Source organism: Klebsiella sp. BIGb0132 (genome assembly GCF_024810075.1).
Lineage (GTDB): Bacteria > Pseudomonadota > Gammaproteobacteria > Enterobacterales > Enterobacteriaceae > Klebsiella > Klebsiella terrigena.
This window is the reverse complement of the sequence record NZ_JANUDW010000013.1, coordinates 24,147-39,601: the sequence shown is the minus strand read 5'-3', so window position 1 is coordinate 39,601 and position 15,455 is coordinate 24,147. Positions and strand designations below refer to the sequence as shown.

At 58.5% G+C, this 15,455-nt stretch carries 15 protein-coding genes; 7 read left to right on the top strand and 8 right to left on the bottom strand.

Translation table 11 applies throughout. The features are described 5' to 3' along the window. Window positions 1-50: 50 nt before the first annotated feature. Window positions 51-1,199 carry a lactaldehyde reductase gene (gene fucO / locus M2416_RS24195; RefSeq protein ID WP_259227313.1) on the top strand — a complete coding sequence of 383 codons (1,149 nt, stop codon included), beginning with the start codon at window positions 51-53 and terminating at the stop codon, window positions 1,197-1,199. Then, entirely contained in the window at window positions 1,196-1,510 is a 315-nt protein-coding gene (gene rhaM / locus M2416_RS24190; RefSeq protein ID WP_045853679.1) for an L-rhamnose mutarotase, read from the top strand. Before fucO ends, rhaM begins: the two co-directional genes overlap by 4 nt. Before the next feature lie 51 nt (window positions 1,511-1,561). Here rhaM and M2416_RS24185 read toward each other — a convergent pair whose 3' ends face one another. From M2416_RS24185 to M2416_RS24160, 6 genes are all read right to left on the bottom strand, one after another. Further along, entirely contained in the window at window positions 1,562-2,941 is a 1,380-nt protein-coding gene (locus M2416_RS24185; protein WP_259227310.1) for a carbohydrate porin, read from the bottom strand. Window positions 2,942-3,047: 106 nt separating this feature from the next. Next, window positions 3,048-3,641 (bottom strand): DapH/DapD/GlmU-related protein, encoded by a 594-nt coding sequence (locus tag M2416_RS24180; RefSeq protein ID WP_045853681.1) that lies wholly within the window; start codon window positions 3,639-3,641, stop codon window positions 3,048-3,050. A gap of 60 nt (window positions 3,642-3,701) precedes the next feature. Then, window positions 3,702-4,967 (bottom strand): MFS transporter, encoded by a 1,266-nt coding sequence (locus M2416_RS24175; RefSeq protein ID WP_076947977.1) that lies wholly within the window; start codon window positions 4,965-4,967, stop codon window positions 3,702-3,704. Window positions 4,968-5,008: 41 nt separating this feature from the next. Next, complete coding sequence (locus M2416_RS24170) at window positions 5,009-7,132, bottom strand: alpha-galactosidase (RefSeq protein ID WP_259227305.1); 2,124 nt, start codon at window positions 7,130-7,132, stop codon at window positions 5,009-5,011. Window positions 7,133-7,245: 113 nt separating this feature from the next. Then, on the bottom strand, window positions 7,246-8,241 hold the full coding sequence (locus M2416_RS24165; RefSeq protein ID WP_045853683.1) for a substrate-binding domain-containing protein: 996 nt from the start codon (window positions 8,239-8,241) through the stop codon (window positions 7,246-7,248). Window positions 8,242-8,336: 95 nt separating this feature from the next. Beyond that, on the bottom strand, window positions 8,337-8,885 hold the full coding sequence (locus tag M2416_RS24160; RefSeq protein WP_045853684.1) for a helix-turn-helix domain-containing protein: 549 nt from the start codon (window positions 8,883-8,885) through the stop codon (window positions 8,337-8,339). 100 nt (window positions 8,886-8,985) lie between these two features. Between M2416_RS24160 and M2416_RS24155 the strand changes: the two genes are divergently transcribed. Then, the gene (locus M2416_RS24155) at window positions 8,986-9,645 is read left to right on the top strand and encodes an AzlC family ABC transporter permease (RefSeq protein ID WP_259227302.1); all 660 of its coding nucleotides are present in this window, start codon (window positions 8,986-8,988) and stop codon (window positions 9,643-9,645) included. Beyond that, window positions 9,645-9,968: an AzlD domain-containing protein gene (locus M2416_RS24150; protein ID WP_045853686.1), complete on the top strand. Its 324-nt coding sequence runs from the start codon at window positions 9,645-9,647 to the stop codon at window positions 9,966-9,968. Before M2416_RS24155 ends, M2416_RS24150 begins: the two co-directional genes overlap by 1 nt. A gap of 41 nt (window positions 9,969-10,009) precedes the next feature. On the opposite strand, the gene M2416_RS24145 is transcribed toward M2416_RS24150, so the two are convergent. Next, entirely contained in the window at window positions 10,010-10,222 is a 213-nt protein-coding gene (locus M2416_RS24145) for a YdgH/BhsA/McbA-like domain containing protein (RefSeq protein WP_041143399.1), read from the bottom strand. 176 nt (window positions 10,223-10,398) lie between these two features. Here M2416_RS24145 and M2416_RS24140 point away from each other — a divergent pair, with 176 nt between their 5' ends. Both M2416_RS24140 and M2416_RS24135 read left to right on the top strand, forming a co-directional pair. Next, window positions 10,399-10,872 (top strand): Crp/Fnr family transcriptional regulator, encoded by a 474-nt coding sequence (locus M2416_RS24140; protein ID WP_254846126.1) that lies wholly within the window; start codon window positions 10,399-10,401, stop codon window positions 10,870-10,872. A 58-nt stretch (window positions 10,873-10,930) separates the two neighbouring features. Next, entirely contained in the window at window positions 10,931-11,437 is a 507-nt protein-coding gene (locus M2416_RS24135; RefSeq protein WP_076947976.1) for a YgjV family protein, read from the top strand. Here the strand turns inward: M2416_RS24135 and fdhD are convergent. Then, the gene (gene fdhD / locus M2416_RS24130) at window positions 11,404-12,240 is read right to left on the bottom strand and encodes a formate dehydrogenase accessory sulfurtransferase FdhD (RefSeq protein ID WP_259227297.1); all 837 of its coding nucleotides are present in this window, start codon (window positions 12,238-12,240) and stop codon (window positions 11,404-11,406) included. The two genes, M2416_RS24135 and fdhD, sit on opposite strands and share 34 nt — an antisense overlap. A 156-nt stretch (window positions 12,241-12,396) precedes the next feature. On the opposite strand from fdhD, the gene fdnG reads away from it, so the two are divergent. After that, window positions 12,397-15,447: a formate dehydrogenase-N subunit alpha gene (fdnG, locus tag M2416_RS24125; protein ID WP_259227296.1), complete on the top strand. Its 3,051-nt coding sequence runs from the start codon at window positions 12,397-12,399 to the stop codon at window positions 15,445-15,447. The last annotated feature ends 8 nt before the right edge of the window (window positions 15,448-15,455 follow it).

Here is a 15,455-nt window from a genome sequence, read left to right as displayed (position 1 = left end):
CCTTCGCCTGACGGTGGGGGGAACGGGATTTCATTAACAGGAGAGTTATCATGAGCTTTATGTTGGCATTGCCGAAAATCAGCCTGCACGGCGCGGGCGCCATTGGCGATATGGTCAATCTGGTCGCCGCTAAACAGTGGGGAAAAGCGCTGATCGTCACCGACGGTCAGCTGGTGAAGCTGGGCCTGCTGGACAGCCTGTTTGCCGCGCTCGACGCGCACCAGATGTGCTGGCACCTGTTTGATGAGGTGTTCCCGAACCCCACCGAAGCGCTGGTGCATAAAGGCATTACCGTCTTCCACGATGCGCAGTGCGATTACATTATCGCCTTTGGCGGCGGCAGCCCCATCGATACCGCGAAAGCGGTTAAAATCCTCACCGCCAACCCGGCCCCTTCCACCGCCTATTCCGGCGTCGGTAAGGTGAAAAACGCCGGCGTCCCGCTGGTGGCGATAAATACCACCGCCGGAACGGCGGCGGAGATGACCAGCAATGCGGTCATCATCGATTCCGCGCGCCAGGTAAAAGAGGTGATCATCGATCCGAATATTATTCCGGACATCGCCGTCGATGACGCCAGCGTGATGCTGGACATCCCGGCCTCGATCACCGCGGCCACCGGAATGGACGCCCTGACCCACGCTATCGAAGCCTTCGTCTCGGTCGGCGCCCACCCGCTCACCGATGCCAACGCCCTGGAGGCCATTCGGCTGATTAATCTGTGGCTGCCGAAAGCCGTCGACGACGGGCACAACCTTGAGGCGCGCGAGCAGATGGCGTTTGGTCAGTATCTGGCGGGCATGGCGTTCAACAGCGCCGGTCTCGGCCTGGTCCATGCGCTGGCGCATCAGCCTGGCGCAACCCACAATCTGCCCCACGGCGTATGCAACGCCATCCTGCTGCCGATCATCGAAAACTTTAACCGCCCGAACGCCGTTGCCCGCTTTGCCCGCGTGGCGCAGGCGATGGGCGTCGAGACCCGCGGCATGAGCGATGAGGCTGCCAGCATGGCGGCAATCGAGGCGATTCGCGCCCTGAGCAAACGCGTCGGCATTCCGCAGGGCTTCAGCCAGCTTGGGGTGACCAAAGCCGACATCGAAGGCTGGCTGGACAAAGCCCTCGCCGACCCGTGCGCACCGTGCAACCCGCGAACCGCCAGCCGCGACCAGGTGCGCGAGCTCTATCTGGAGGCGTTATGATCCGCAAGGCGTTTGTGATGCAGGTGAATCCCGACGCGCACGAAGAGTATGAGCGTCGACATTCGCCAATTTGGCCGGAGCTGGAGGCGGTTCTGAAGGCGCACGGCGCGCACCGCTACGCAATCTATCTCGATAAAGCGCGCAGCCTGCTGTTCGCCACGGTGGAGATTGAATCTGAAGCCCGCTGGAACGCGGTCGCCGAAACCGAGGTCTGCCAGCGCTGGTGGCGGCATATGCGCGACGTCATGCCGGCAAATGCCGATAACAGCCCGCTTAGCGCCGAGCTGAAGCCGGTATTCTATCTGGATTAAATCCCCGGCGGCCCCGCCGGAACAGGTTTAGCGGGGCCGCTTTTACGGTCTTCAGAAGAAGTATTTAAAGCGCACGCGCGCGCCGTAGCGGTCGTCGTCATCGCTCTTATTGGCCTGCACATCGCTATCAAGAATGGAGTAGTAGGCCCCGAGATAGATATTAAAGTTCTGCATATTCATCACGTTCGGAATTTGATACGAGGCGTGGAAGGTATGAATATTGTAGGTCCCCTCATCCTTAATCCAGCAGTCGTTATCGCAGATCACCCCGTCATAGTCGTTGATTTTGTTATGGGCGTAGATATAGCCCAGCTCAAAGCGCTGCCATAGCGCGTTAACCCCGGCGGTGAAGTCTTTTTCATTGTTGGCATCCATATACGCGGTGTTCACGTTCACCACCACCCCATCGGCCGGATTGGTTTTCAGGCCATTCCACGTCATGGTCAGGCCGTAGCCGGTACGATCGGACTGATCGACAAACTCTCCCCGCGCGTTGCTATAGCCGTAGGCGTTTTTCACCACGTTCGACTCCATCGCCGCGGCGACGGAGAGTTCATCTTTCGCCCACGAGACAACCGGGCGCAGGTAGGCGACGTTCTTTTTCTGCTCCATGTCGCGGCCGTGGTAGTCACCGCCGTCATACAGGGAGGTGCCGTCCTCCAGCAGCGTATTCAGCTCGAAGTACCAGTTATCCAGCTGCTTGCTGAGCAGGAAGTTACCGCCCGCGTCGGATCGCCCGCGTCCCTCTTTCATCATGTAGATATAGCCGTGGCCGTCGCTGTAGAGATCGTTGGCGGTATTACCCGAATGCTCGACGAAGGTATCCTGGTTCAGCGGGAACATGTCATAGGCTTCAAAGCGCCCAACTTTTATCTTCCAGTCCTTCTCCTGACCGAAGAAGAAGGCGGCATCGTCAAGGTTCATTGAGCCGGTCATATCGGCCAGCGGTTGAATCGAGAAGCCGGCAAAATAGCCGTTGCTCATGGTGCGGATACCGTCAAAGCCCAGCAGAATACGGCCGTTTAAGTCCCAGTTATCGTAGGTCGGGTCGCTGCCAACATCGGCGTTGGTCATCGCCAGCAGGCCGTGCTTGCTCTCCGCGTCCATGTTGAACTCAACGTCACCGTAGATCTTCAGATCGCCATAGCCGGAGAGCTTAAGCTCCGGCGCGGTAATATTCTTTTTGCTCTCCTCGACCGCCGCGACGCGTTTTACCGCAACGGGCGGTTGTGCCAGCGCAATAGCGGTGCGCTGTTTCTCCTGTAATTCCCGCACCTGGCCTTCCGCCACCGTAGCCCGGCTTTCCGCCGCGGCCAGCCGCGCTTCCAGCTGTTCCATACGCTGTTCAAGCGTCAGAGAATTATTTTTAGCAACTGCCGAACTTGCCATCAAACATAAACTCATCGCTAAGGCTATCGTCTTTTTATTCATTTTTATTTTCCGGAGGTAACGGGGAGGTAAGGTGAGTGAATAACCCACCTTTCTATCTTCATTATTTTTATATGCAAACGAGTGCTAATTAATATGTGACCTATGTTTATTGGCCGGTATATAACTGATGTTTATTTTTATCCTCATCGGTAATATCTCTTAATACCCGGCAGGGCACCCCGGCGGCAACAACGTTCGGTGGAATCGAGCGATTAACCACGCTGCCGGCGCCAATCACCGAGTTTTTGCCAATGGTAACGCCGGGATTAATAATCACGCCGGAACCCAGCCAGACGCCATCCTCAATAATCACCGGCAGAGAGAACTGCTGCTGCGTGTGGCGCAGATCCGGATGCACCGGATGACCGGCGGTAGAGATCGTCACGTTCGGTGCGAACATCACGTTATTGCCGATAATAATCTCCGCGTCATCCACCAGCGTCAGGTTGAAGTTTGCGTAGAAGTTATCGCCAATAGTGGTGTGAGTTCCGTAAGCAAGATTAATCGGCGGCTCAATCCAGCACTGTTTACCCACGCTCGCAAACATGCGCTGGATAATATCCTCTCTTAGCTCCTGACCGAATGGGTGCGAGTGGTTATATTCATAGGCCCGCACCTTTGCCATTAGCCGCTCCTCCGGCAACCCGTAGCCGCCATCAGTATATAATTCACCGCTGTTCATTCTTTTTTTAATATCCATAGTCAATATGTTCTCCCGTTTATTCAGCACATCCCTGTGAGAATTTATTCTGTTAATTGATCAAATGGTCATTGCTTTATTACTGACGCTGCCGGGCGCGGACTTCCCTGAAAGCGTAAAGGCCGATATTAAGGTGACGGAGAGCGCAATACCGCCGAGGATCATATAGGTCTCCTGGAAACCGATCCGGTCATACATATTGCCGGCAAATGCGGAGAGGAAAATCGCCGCTACCTGTTTGGAAAACTGGAAGCCCACCAGATAAATCGTCGCCGACAGCCGGACGTCAAATACGCCGGTAATATATTTAAACGCCCCCACCAGCAGGAACGGCACTTCCAGGGCGTGGAGCATCTTCAGCGCCACCACCTCCGCCGCGGTGGTGGCGAAGGATGAGCCGATCATCCGCGCCGCCATCACCATCCCGGCAATCAGCAGGGTGTTCTTCGCACCGATGCGGTTAATAATCCACGGCGAGCTGAACATAATGATAGCGTTGCAAATCTCCCCGGCGGTGGTCGCAAAACCAAAGGCGCGGGTACCCGATTCCGGCGTAGCGAAGAAGGATTTAAAGAAGGTGGCAAACTGCTGATCGAAGACGTCGTATACGCACGCCACGCCGACCACATACAGAATAAACATCCACATTTTGCGCTGGCGGAACATCCGCAGGGCGCTTTTTAAATCCACCGATGGGCGATTCGCGCCCAAAGAATCCATGACCTGAGCGGCCTGGCTGGCCTGCGGTTTCGCGATAGCCACCAGCACCACCAGCAGCAGCGCGGCGGCCGATCCCATCCAGAATACCCACTCGGGATTGACGCTAAACAGCATCCCCGCGGTCGTCGCGCACAGCGCCCAGCCAAGGCAGCCAAAGGTACGCGCTTTACCGTACTCAAACCCGCTGTTGCGGCTGATGCGTTCGATATAGGCTTCCATCGCGCCGGCGCCGGCGGAGAACACAAAACCAATATAGGCGCCCCCGCTTAATGCCCCCAGCCAGATATTGGTTTTCAGCAGCGGCGCAAAAACATAGAGGAAGAACGGCGCAATCAGCACCAGCAAAATCGTCACGATCCACATCAGGTGTTTTTTCAGCCCCAGCTTATCGGAAATCACCCCCAGGACGGGCTGGAAACAGATCGCAAACAGGGAAAGGCTGGAGAAAACGATGCCGGTCTCGGTTTTATTCAGGCCAATAACGTCCGACAGCCAGATCGGCAGGAACGGAAAGCAGGTGGCCATAATGAAAAAGTAGAGAAAAAAGAACAGGCCGAAAATCCAGAAGTTAGGGTTGTTTTTGTGGGTACAGGCAGTCGGGTTCATTTTATATTCCTCAGTCAGGGCCGCCTGGCGGCCCGTCACCATTACACGCGTTGCAGGCCAATCAAAATGGCGCTTTCCGGATCGAGGATTGGCAGCGCCAGCCCCGCCTGCTGTAGCCACTCGCCGCTCACCGTTTGCGGGGTCACCATCCATTCCGGCAGCTTGCGCATGGTATGACCGCCCTCTCCCGTAATCTGAATATCCGGGTGATCGAGCAGCGTAACCTGATAGCGGGCGCCCGCCTCCAGCCCCGCAACGCGCAGCGGCGCCATCAGGGTGTAATCCGGCATCGCCAGCTGGCTGACGAGGAAAATCGCCTGGCTCTTATCTTCGCTGACCACGCCGTGTGCCAGCGTGGTGGCGTCCGGCATATCCATACGCCACTGCACACCGTGATGAATGACGTCGCGCCACTGCTTATGCAGGGCGGCATACTTGCGGTAGCCCGCGCGCTCCTGCTCGTCGGCGCTCACCGGATCCAGCTCCAGCCCCATATGACCAAACAGCGCGGTCAGGCCGCGAAAGGCGATGCTGTGCTGGCGGAAGGTAGCGTGGCAGTGGCGGTTGCCGATATGCGCGCCCATCACCTCCGGCGGGAAGAAATAGCTCATGCCGCGCTGGATAGTGTTGCGCTCCAGGGCATCGTTGTTATCGGAAGCCCAGAAGCGATGGCTGCGCTTCAGCACCTCATAATCGATGCGTCCGCCGCCGGAGGAGCAGGATTCAAATTCAATATGCGGGAAGCGGGCAACCAGCGCGTCCAGCAGACGATAAAACTCGCGGGTCTGCGCATCGGCGGCGGCTTTACCGTTATGGCCCGGCTGCACCAGCTCGCGGTTCATATCCCACTTCACATAATCCACGGCGTGCTCGCCCAGCAGCCAGCTCATCCGCTCCAGCAGATAGTCAAAGGCCTGCGGAATATTGAGGTTCAGGACGTACTGATGGCGGCCGGTCAGCGGCGTATAGCCCGGCAGGGCCAGCACCCAGTCAGGGTGGGCGCGGAAAAGGTCCGAATCCGGGTTGATCATTTCCGGCTCAACCCAGATGCCGAACTCCATGCCCAGCGACTTCACGTGGTCGATAACCGGCGTCAGCCCGTTGGGGTACTTTTTCTCATCCAGATACCAGTCGCCGAGCGCCGCCCAGTCGTCGTTGCGCCCTTTGAACCAGCCGTCGTCAATGATGAAGCGCTCGACGCCAAGTTCCGCCGCCTCGTCCGCCATGCGCATGATGTACTGCGGGTCATGATTGAAATAGATCCCCTCCCAGGTATTGAGATGCACCGGGCGCGGTTTGTTATCCGGGAAGCGCACGATCTGCTCGCGCAGGTAGCGATGAAACTGCTGGCTCATGCCGTTCAGACCCTGCGCCGAATAGCTGGCGTACAGCGACGGCGTCCACAGGGTTTCGCCTTCGGCCAGCGCCATCTCCCCCGGTAAATAGAGCGCTTCCGCCTGCAGATAGCGGCGGCCATCGGTTTTTACCTCAGCGCGCAGGCGGTGGTTGCCGCTCCAGCCAAGGTGCACTCCCCACACTTCGCCCTGCATCTCGCTAAAGGCGGTGCTGCCGGTAATCAGCGCCGGGAAATGCTCGTGGGAGGTGCGCCCGCGGCGGTTTTCCAGCACGAAGCTGTCGTGATCGAGGACCAGCCGATGCGGCTGAAACTCGCGGATCCAGCGGCCGTGAAAAGCCATCACTTCGCGGGCGCGTTCGGCAACCGGCAGCGTGACCGCAAGCCGGTCCACCTGCCAGGGCTGCGCGCGCAGGTTGGTCAGACCGTGGCGAACGCTGAGCACGCCGCTGCTATCGAGCACAATTTCGCTACGCAGGCGCAGCCCGGCGTGCGGGTCCTCGCTGATAATGGTTAGGCTTTGCCCGTCCTGCACGACCTCGGCGGTGGCGAACACCGGCGAGCCGTCCAGCCCCTGGCGATGCCCTTCAATCCCAGGCGCGCCAAACAGCCCGTGGCCCAGCTCGGCCATCAGCGTTACGGGGGAATCGACGTCCAGGCGACCGTTAGCCACCGGGCGCGTCAGGCTGACCGCATCCTGCGGCGAAAAATGGCTTAAATGCGGCCCCCAGTAGATAATTTCGGCAAACGGATGGGTTTTGATTACCACATCGGCCCCTGCGCTTTGCAGGCGTACAATCGAATCAGACATCAGACATCTCCACAGCAAGGAATGCCTTACTGTTGATCCGAAACGTTTCGGGTAACAACCAAAACGTTTCGGATTCGTGATCGAGTGCAGAAATTAGCGTAGCGGGAGGGGAATCAGGCGGTGTCGCCGGGGAAAAATTCGGGCTGCCAGAGCACCTGCAGGGAGGAAAGATCGTCGCCGGCAATCAGCCGACGGACCATGCCGGCGATCTGGCGGCCAACGCCCTGGCGAGTGGATTGGATCACCGCCGCCACCGGAGTTTCAATGATGCTGTCCTGCGGCAGACCGTCGTAAACCACCAGCGACACGCGGTTATCGCCGGTCAGGCGCCCCAGCTGGGATAGCGCCATCGCCGCGCCGTCGCCGTGGGTATTACAGTCGGTCACGATCGCCGTGGGTGGTTCCGGCAAACGCAGCAGCTCCATCGTCGCCTGATAGCCGCCGCGGCGGGTTGGCGGCACGCTGCGCAGCCAGGTATCCGCTAATCCGGCCTCGCGCAGCGCCTGCAGATAGCCGTTGCGGCGCTGGGTGATAAACGCCTGATTGTTATTTTCGCTCAGCAGCGCGATGCGCCGATGCCCCTGGCTAATCAAATGGCGGGTCGCACGCCAGGTTCCGGCCTGATTATCAAAATCAAACCAGGCATAGGGCTGCGGCAGCCGGCTGCGACCAAGGGCGAGGAAAGGGAAGCCGGAGGAGAGCAGCTGCGTCAGGCGGGGGTCGTCATCCAGGGTATGAGCGACAATCAGCGCATCGACCCGCCGGCTCTGGACCATTCGCATATAGCCGTGCTTGTCCGCCTGCTCATCGTCGGCAATCAGCAGTAAATCAATCTCATAGCGCGACAGCTCGTGGCTAATTTCGCCGACCATGTCGAGAAATACGTTGTTATTCAGCGGGGCCGGGCTGATGGGAAAAACCAGACCCACGGCGTCAATTTTGCCCATTTTAAGGCGTCGCGCGAAGGTATTGGGCCGGTAGCCACGGCGCTGCGCTTCCGCCTCCACGCGGGCGCGCGTCTCCTGCGACACGTCGTCATAACCGTTCAGCGCGCGGCTGACGGTCGTTACCGAGATTCCAAGTTCTTTAGCAATAGCTTTCAGCGACATACGTATCCCAGTCGGCGGTGGAGGAAACGGCTAGTGTCCCGCAATACGGGCGGGACGTCCAGCGGGAGCGGCGCGGTCATCCCCGCAATAACACGCTAGCTTTGCTCAGCCACCAGAATCGCCTGGGTATCCGGCTCCAGCGCCTGGAAGAGATGTTCCCGATCGGCGGGGTAACAGATGTAGTCCCCGGCGCCCAGCTCTTCCGGCGCTTCGGTCAGGCCCACGCGCGCGCGGCCCTGGGTGACAATAATATGCTCTATCGATCCCGGCGGGTGCGGGTGAGAAATACGATCAGCCCCCGGCTGGGTCAGCAGTAAATAGATATCGCGGCGGGCGCCGGGCGGGCAGGCCGCCAGCAGAATAGCCTGATAGTGGGCCTGCTCAGCCACCACCTTCGTCCCTTCCCCGCGACGCAGCACCTGCGTTTTTTGCGCCTGCGGCTCCAGCAGCCGGGCAAACGGAATATCGAGCGCGACGCAAAGCGCCCACAGCGTCTCGAGGCTGGGGTTGCCGTTGCCTGACTCCAGCTGCGATAGCGTCGATTTGGCAATACCGGCCCGGCGCGCGACTTCCGCCAGCGAGAGCCCGGTGCGCGAGCGCTCGCGTACCAGACTCCGGGCAATCAGACTAATTGGCTGTGTCATACACGGCTCCGCGTTTTTTATATAGAACGATTCGTTCGACTTGAAAGTCGAAAGGGTTGCGTTCATTATAATGGAAATTCGTTCGATATGGCTAAATAGTATGAAGCAGCACTTCTCCTGTCTCAAAGGGGACACGATAAAAGCGATAGTCTTAGTCTGCCTGGCCGTGGGCGTCGTCGGCCTCTCCTACGGCTCGCTGGCGATAGCCTATGGCTTCCCGGTGTGGGTGCCGTTCGTGCTGTCGATTTGCGTGCTGGCGGGCGCCTCGGAGTTTATGTTTATCGGCATCGTCGCCAGCGGCGGTAACCCGCTGACCGCCGCCGCCGCGGGATTACTGGTCAACGCCCGCCACGTGCCGTTCGGCGTGACGGTTCGCGATCTGGTCGGCAGGCGCGGCGCCAGCCTGCTGGGCTGCCATATTATGAATGACGAAAGCGTGGTCTTCGGGCTGTCGCAGAAAACGCCGGAGCAGCGTAAAGCCGCCTACTGGCTGTGCGGACTCGGCGTGGCTATCATCTGGCCGCTGGGCGCGCTGCTTGGAGCCCTGGTCGGCAAGATCCTGCCGGCCCCGGAAACCATCGGCCTCGACGCCGTCTTTCCCGCCATTCTGCTGGCGCTGGTTATTCCCGCGTTTAAAAACCGCACCACCTTAGCCCGCGCCTGCAGCGGTGCGGCGCTATCCCTCGCAGCAGTCCCCTTTGCCCCTGCGGGCCTGCCGGCGCTGTTCTCCCTGTTCGGCCTGCTGGCGAGGAAAAAATAATGGGCAACATCACGCTGTTTATCATCGGGATCGCTATCCTGTCGGCAGGAACCTACCTGATGCGCCTCGGCGGCGCGAAGATCGGTAGCCGCCTGGCGCTTTCCGAGCGTTCTCAGGCGCTGCTCTCGGACGCCGCGACGGTACTGCTATTTTCCGTCGCCCTGGCGACCACATTTTATGAAAGCGAACATTTTGCCGGTATGGCGCGGGTGCTGGGGGTGGGCTTCGCGGTATTCCTCGCCTGGCGCAAGATGCCGCTGATCGTGGTGATTATCGCCGCGGCGGTGGTTACCGCCCTGCTGCGGCTGGCGGGCATAAACTAAAAAAGCGCCCTGAGGCGCTCTTTCAACAGTAGCTCTTAAGCTTATTTATTCAGTTCCGCCGTCATATGCACGCGGTTACCGGTAAAGGCTTCGGTAATTTTATAAGATGATGCGCCAGCAGCCTGGGCCTGAGCGGCAATTTTCGCTTCAGCACCGTCCATGGTTGCGGCGGTGGCGGTCACGCTTTCAGCAGCGAAAGAACCAAATGAAGCGGCCAGAGCGATAACTGCGACAAAAGTTTTGACGTTTTTCATGAGATAAATCCTTCAGTAAGTTGTTTGGGTAAGGCGCTTCGCCTTGATGAGATAAATAATAGACCTCACATCCCGTAACGAAAAGCGGAAGGATTTGCTATTCTTATTCAAATTATTTGAGGAAAAAAATGACGTTTGACGCCGATCGAAAATTACCGTCAGGCGGCCGGAAAACAGTGCGGTCTGCCGGCAGCTGGTTACTTCGTCAGGGCGAACCTCAAACCCATATTTACTTTTTACATCACGGCGTGGTGCGCGCTGTTTATCACTCTCCCGGCGGCGCTGAGCGCGTTAAAGAGTTTTATTTTGCGGGCGAATATTGCTTCCTTTATCTGAACTGGCTCACCAGGACGCCGGCAGATTACGGCCTGCAAACGATCTCCGCGGGTGAAACCAGCGAAATCCCCCTGGCCGCGCTTGATGCCCCCGAAAATCAGGAAATTAAGATACAGCTGCTCACCCGCCAGCTGATCTACAAAGAGAAAAAAGAGCAAATGCTGTTGCTCAATACGCCAGAGCAGCGCTATCAGTACGTGCAAACCCACTTTCCGGACTGGGAGGCGCAGCTCACTCAGCGCGATCTCGCCAGCTACATCGGCATTACTCCTGTTAGCCTGTCCCGCATTCGCCAGCGTCTTAACAAAGGTTAACGCATGACGCGTTTGCATCGCTTAATGTCCCGCTACTCCTCAGCAGATGGCAGACGCGATGAACGCCTTTATGTTCTCTCAGCTCCTGGCCGGTATGAGCTTTTTGCTCGATATTTCCGCCTTTCATTTTCAGCGCCGGGCCGCGACGCTGTCCCTGCTCGCAGGATCAACCGCCCTGCTGGCGCTTCATTTTTATCTTCTGGAACAACCCGGCGCGGCGGGATTAATGCTCATCGCAGCATGTCGCTACGCGGTGGCCATCGTGACGCTTAGCCGCCGGGCTATGTGGGGGTTTATGCTCGGGTCGCTGCTTTGTAGCGCCGGTCTGTGGCAAAGTCTGGAGAATATCCTGCCGCTCGCCGGGAGCCTGCTGATGACGTTGGCGTCGTTTCAGAAACAGAGCGAGAAATTACGCGGTTACACATTGTGCGGCAGCCTTTGTTGGCTACTGAACAATGTGGTGGTCGGCTCGCCCGTTGCCGTGATGATGGAGCTGGCGTTTTCAGGAAGTATTTTGGCTGCCTGGTGGCGTCACTCCGCTGCCAGACGCTCGGGATGCGTATAAATCGTCGCTCTGCCCGGCTTGCAAAAACCGACCAGCGTCAGGTTGCAGCGTTCCGCGACCTCAACCGCCAGCGCGGTCGCGGCGGAGACCGCAAACAGGATTTCCACGCCGCACATGGCCGCCTTCTGCACCATCTCGTAGCTGGCCCGGCTGGAGACCAGCGCCGCGCCGTTCTGCCAGTCGTTTCCCTCCTCCACGCGCCGCCCGAGCAGCTTGTCGAGAGCGACGTGACGGCCAACGTCTTCATGCCCGCCCGCCAGCTGGCCCGACGGACGAACCCAGGCGGCCGCGTGGGTGCACCCGGTGATGCGGCCGATGGGCTGCACGTCGTTAAGGTGCTCCAGCGCGCGATCGAGGTTCGCGAGGTTGAAGGTTTGCGTAAACGGCAGCGGGCGCACCGGCCTGCCGATATCGTTTAGCTGCTCCACGCCGCATACTCCACAGCCGGTGCGTCCCGCCAGCGCGCGGCGGCGCTCTTTCAGCCCCATAAACCGGCGGCTGGAGAGCTCAATTCTGACGGCCAGGCCGTTGCATTCCTGCACCACGTCCATGCCGTAGATCTCGGCGCGATTTTCGATAATCCCTTCGGACAACGAAAAACCGACGGCGAACCGCTGCAGATCGCCCGGAGAGGCCATCATCACGACGTGGGAGATGCCGTTATAGACCAGGGCGACCGGCACCTCTTCAGCTAACTCGTCCGGCTGAGGATGTTGCAAATTATCGCGCTTCCACAGCGCGACCTGGCGGTAACCCGTGACAGTAGTCACATTTTTGATTTGTTCGAGAGGGTTCTTATTCACTTTGTCTTAACCGTATTGGAACAGGCATACACACAATGTGGTATTCTTTACATACCCCCTCAAGAAAGAGGGTGATTGCCCCTAATTCTGAACCTTTGCGGCCCTTACCGCAAAGTAAATAACTACATGTGACAATGTCGATACAAGGAGTGAACCATGCAGGTCAGCAGAAGGCAGTTCTTTAAGATCTGCGCTGGCGGTATGGCAGGTACAACGGCAGCAACGCTGGGCTTCGCCCCGGCTATTGCGCTCGCGGAGACCCGGCAATATAAGCTGCTGCGTACCCGTGAAACCCGCAACACCTGTACGTACTGTTCCGTTGGCTGTGGGCTGTTAATGTATAGCCTCGGTGACGGTGCGAAAAACGCCAAAGCATCCATCTTTCATATCGAAGGTGACCCGGATCATCCGGTCAACCGTGGTGCACTCTGCCCGAAAGGGGCCGGCCTGGTGGACTTTATCCACTCCGAAAGCCGACTGAAATTCCCGGAATATCGCGCACCTGGCTCCGATAAATGGCAGCAAATCAGCTGGGACGATGCGTTCGATCGTATCGCGAAGCTGATGAAAGAAGACCGTGATGCCAACTTTGTCGCCAAAAACGACGCCGGCACCACCGTTAACCGCTGGCTGACCACCGGGATGCTGTGCGCATCCGCCTCCAGCAACGAAACCGGCTATTTAACGCAGAAATTCACCCGCGCGCTCGGTATGCTCGCGGTCGACAACCAGGCGCGCGTCTGACACGGACCAACGGTAGCAAGTCTTGCTCCAACATTTGGTCGCGGTGCGATGACGAACCACTGGGTTGACATTAAAAATGCCAACCTCGTTGTGGTCATGGGCGGTAACGCCGCTGAAGCGCACCCGGTAGGGTTCCGCTGGGCGATGGAAGCCAAAATTCACAATGGCGCGAAGCTCATTGTTATCGACCCGCGCTTTACGCGCACCGCGTCGGTAGCCGACTTCTATACCCCGATTCGCTCTGGTACTGACATTACCTTCCTGTCAGGCGTCATCCTGTACCTGTTGAATAACGAAAAAATCAACCGCGAGTACACCGAAGCCTATACCAACGCCAGCCTGATCGTGCGTGAGGATTACAGCTTCGATGACGGCCTGTTTAGCGGCTACGACGCCGAAAAACGCAGCTACGATAAGACCAGCTGGAACTACGAGCTGGACGAAAACGGCTTTGCCAAACGCGATACCTCCCTTCAGCATCCGCGCTGCGTCTGGAACCTGCTGAAACAGCACGTCTCCCGCTATACGCCGGAGGTTGTGGAAAATATCTGCGGGACGCCAAAAGCCGACTTCCTGAAAGTTTGCGAATACATCGCCGAAACCAGCGCCCATGATAAAACCGCGTCGTTCCTCTATGCCCTTGGCTGGACGCAGCACTCTATCGGCGCGCAGAACATCCGCACCATGGCGATGATCCAGCTGCTGCTCGGCAATATGGGGATGGCGGGCGGCGGCGTGAACGCGCTGCGCGGCCACTCCAATATTCAGGGGCTGACCGACCTGGGGCTGCTCTCCACCAGCCTGCCGGGTTACATGAACCTGCCGAGCGAAAAACAGGCCGATATCCAGACTTACCTGGCCGCCAGCACGCCGAAACCGCTGCTGAAGGATCAGGTGAACTACTGGGGCAACTACCCGAAATTCTTCGTCTCAATGATGAAGGCCTTCTACGGCGATAAGGCAACGGCGGAGAACAGCTGGGGCTTTGACTGGCTGCCGAAGTGGGATAAAGGGTACGACGTTCTGCAGTACTTCGAGATGATGAACCAGGGCAAAGTGAACGGCTATATTTGCCAGGGCTTTAACCCTGTGGCCTCGTTCCCGAATAAAAACAAGGTCGTCGCCTCGCTGTCGAAGCTGAAGTTCCTGGTCACTATCGACCCGCTCAACACCGAAACGTCCACCTTCTGGCAAAACCACGGCGAGTCGAACGACGTCGATCCGGCGAAAATCCAGACCGAAGTCTTCCGCCTGCCGTCGACCTGCTTCGCCGAAGAGAATGGCTCTATCGTCAACTCCGGACGCTGGCTGCAGTGGCACTGGAAAGGCGCGGACGCCCCGGGGATTGCGGCAACCGACGGTGAGATCCTCGCCGGCATCTTCTTACGCCTGCGTAAGATGTACGCCGAAAACGGGGGTCCGGTTCCGGAACCGGTGCTGAATATGAGCTGGGACTACTCCACCCCGCATGAACCGGCTTCGGAAGAGGTGGCGATGGAGAGCAACGGCAAGGCGCTGGCGGATATAACCGACCCGGCCACCGGCGCGGTTATCGTCAAGAAAGGCCAGCAGCTCAGCTCCTTTGCGCAGCTGCGCGATGACGGTACCACCTCCAGCGGCTGCTGGATCTTCGCCGGCAGCTGGACGCCGGACGGCAACCAGATGGCGAGACGCGATAACGCCGACCCGTCGGGCCTCGGCAATACCCTGGGCTGGGCATGGGCGTGGCCGCTTAACCGCCGCATCCTGTATAACCGTGCTTCCGCAGACCCGCAGGGCAAACCGTGGGATCCGAAGCGCCAGATCCTCAAATGGGATGGCGCAAAATGGGGCGGCATGGATATTCCTGACTACAGCGCCGCCGCGCCGGGCAGCGACGTCGGGCCGTTTATCATGCAGCCTGAAGGGATGGGCCGCCTGTTTGCTATCGACAAAATGGCGGAAGGACCGTTCCCTGAGCACTACGAACCGTTCGAAACGCCACTGGGCACTAACCCGCTGCACCCCAACGTGGTCTCCAACCCGGCCGCCCGCGTCTTTAAGGGTGACCTGGAGCAGATGGGTAAAGCGGATAAGTTCCCGTACGTTGGCACCACCTATCGTCTCACCGAGCACTTCCACTACTGGACCAAGCACGCGTTGCTCAACGCCATCGCGCAGCCGGAACAGTTTGTTGAAATCGGCGAGAAGCTGGCGAATAAGCTCGGTATTGTCCACGGCGATACCGTCAGAGTCTCCTCCAACCGCGGCTATATCAAGGCCAAGGCGGTGGTGACCAAGCGAATTCGCACGCTGAAGGTGGACGGTAAGGATATCGATACTATCGGTATTCCGATCCACTGGGGCTATGAAGGCGTGGCGAAGAAGGGCTTTATCGCCAACACGCTAACGCCGTTCGTCGGCGATGCGAATACGCAGACGCCGGAGTTCAAAGCCTTCCTCGTGAACGTGGAAAAGGTGTAAGGGAGACG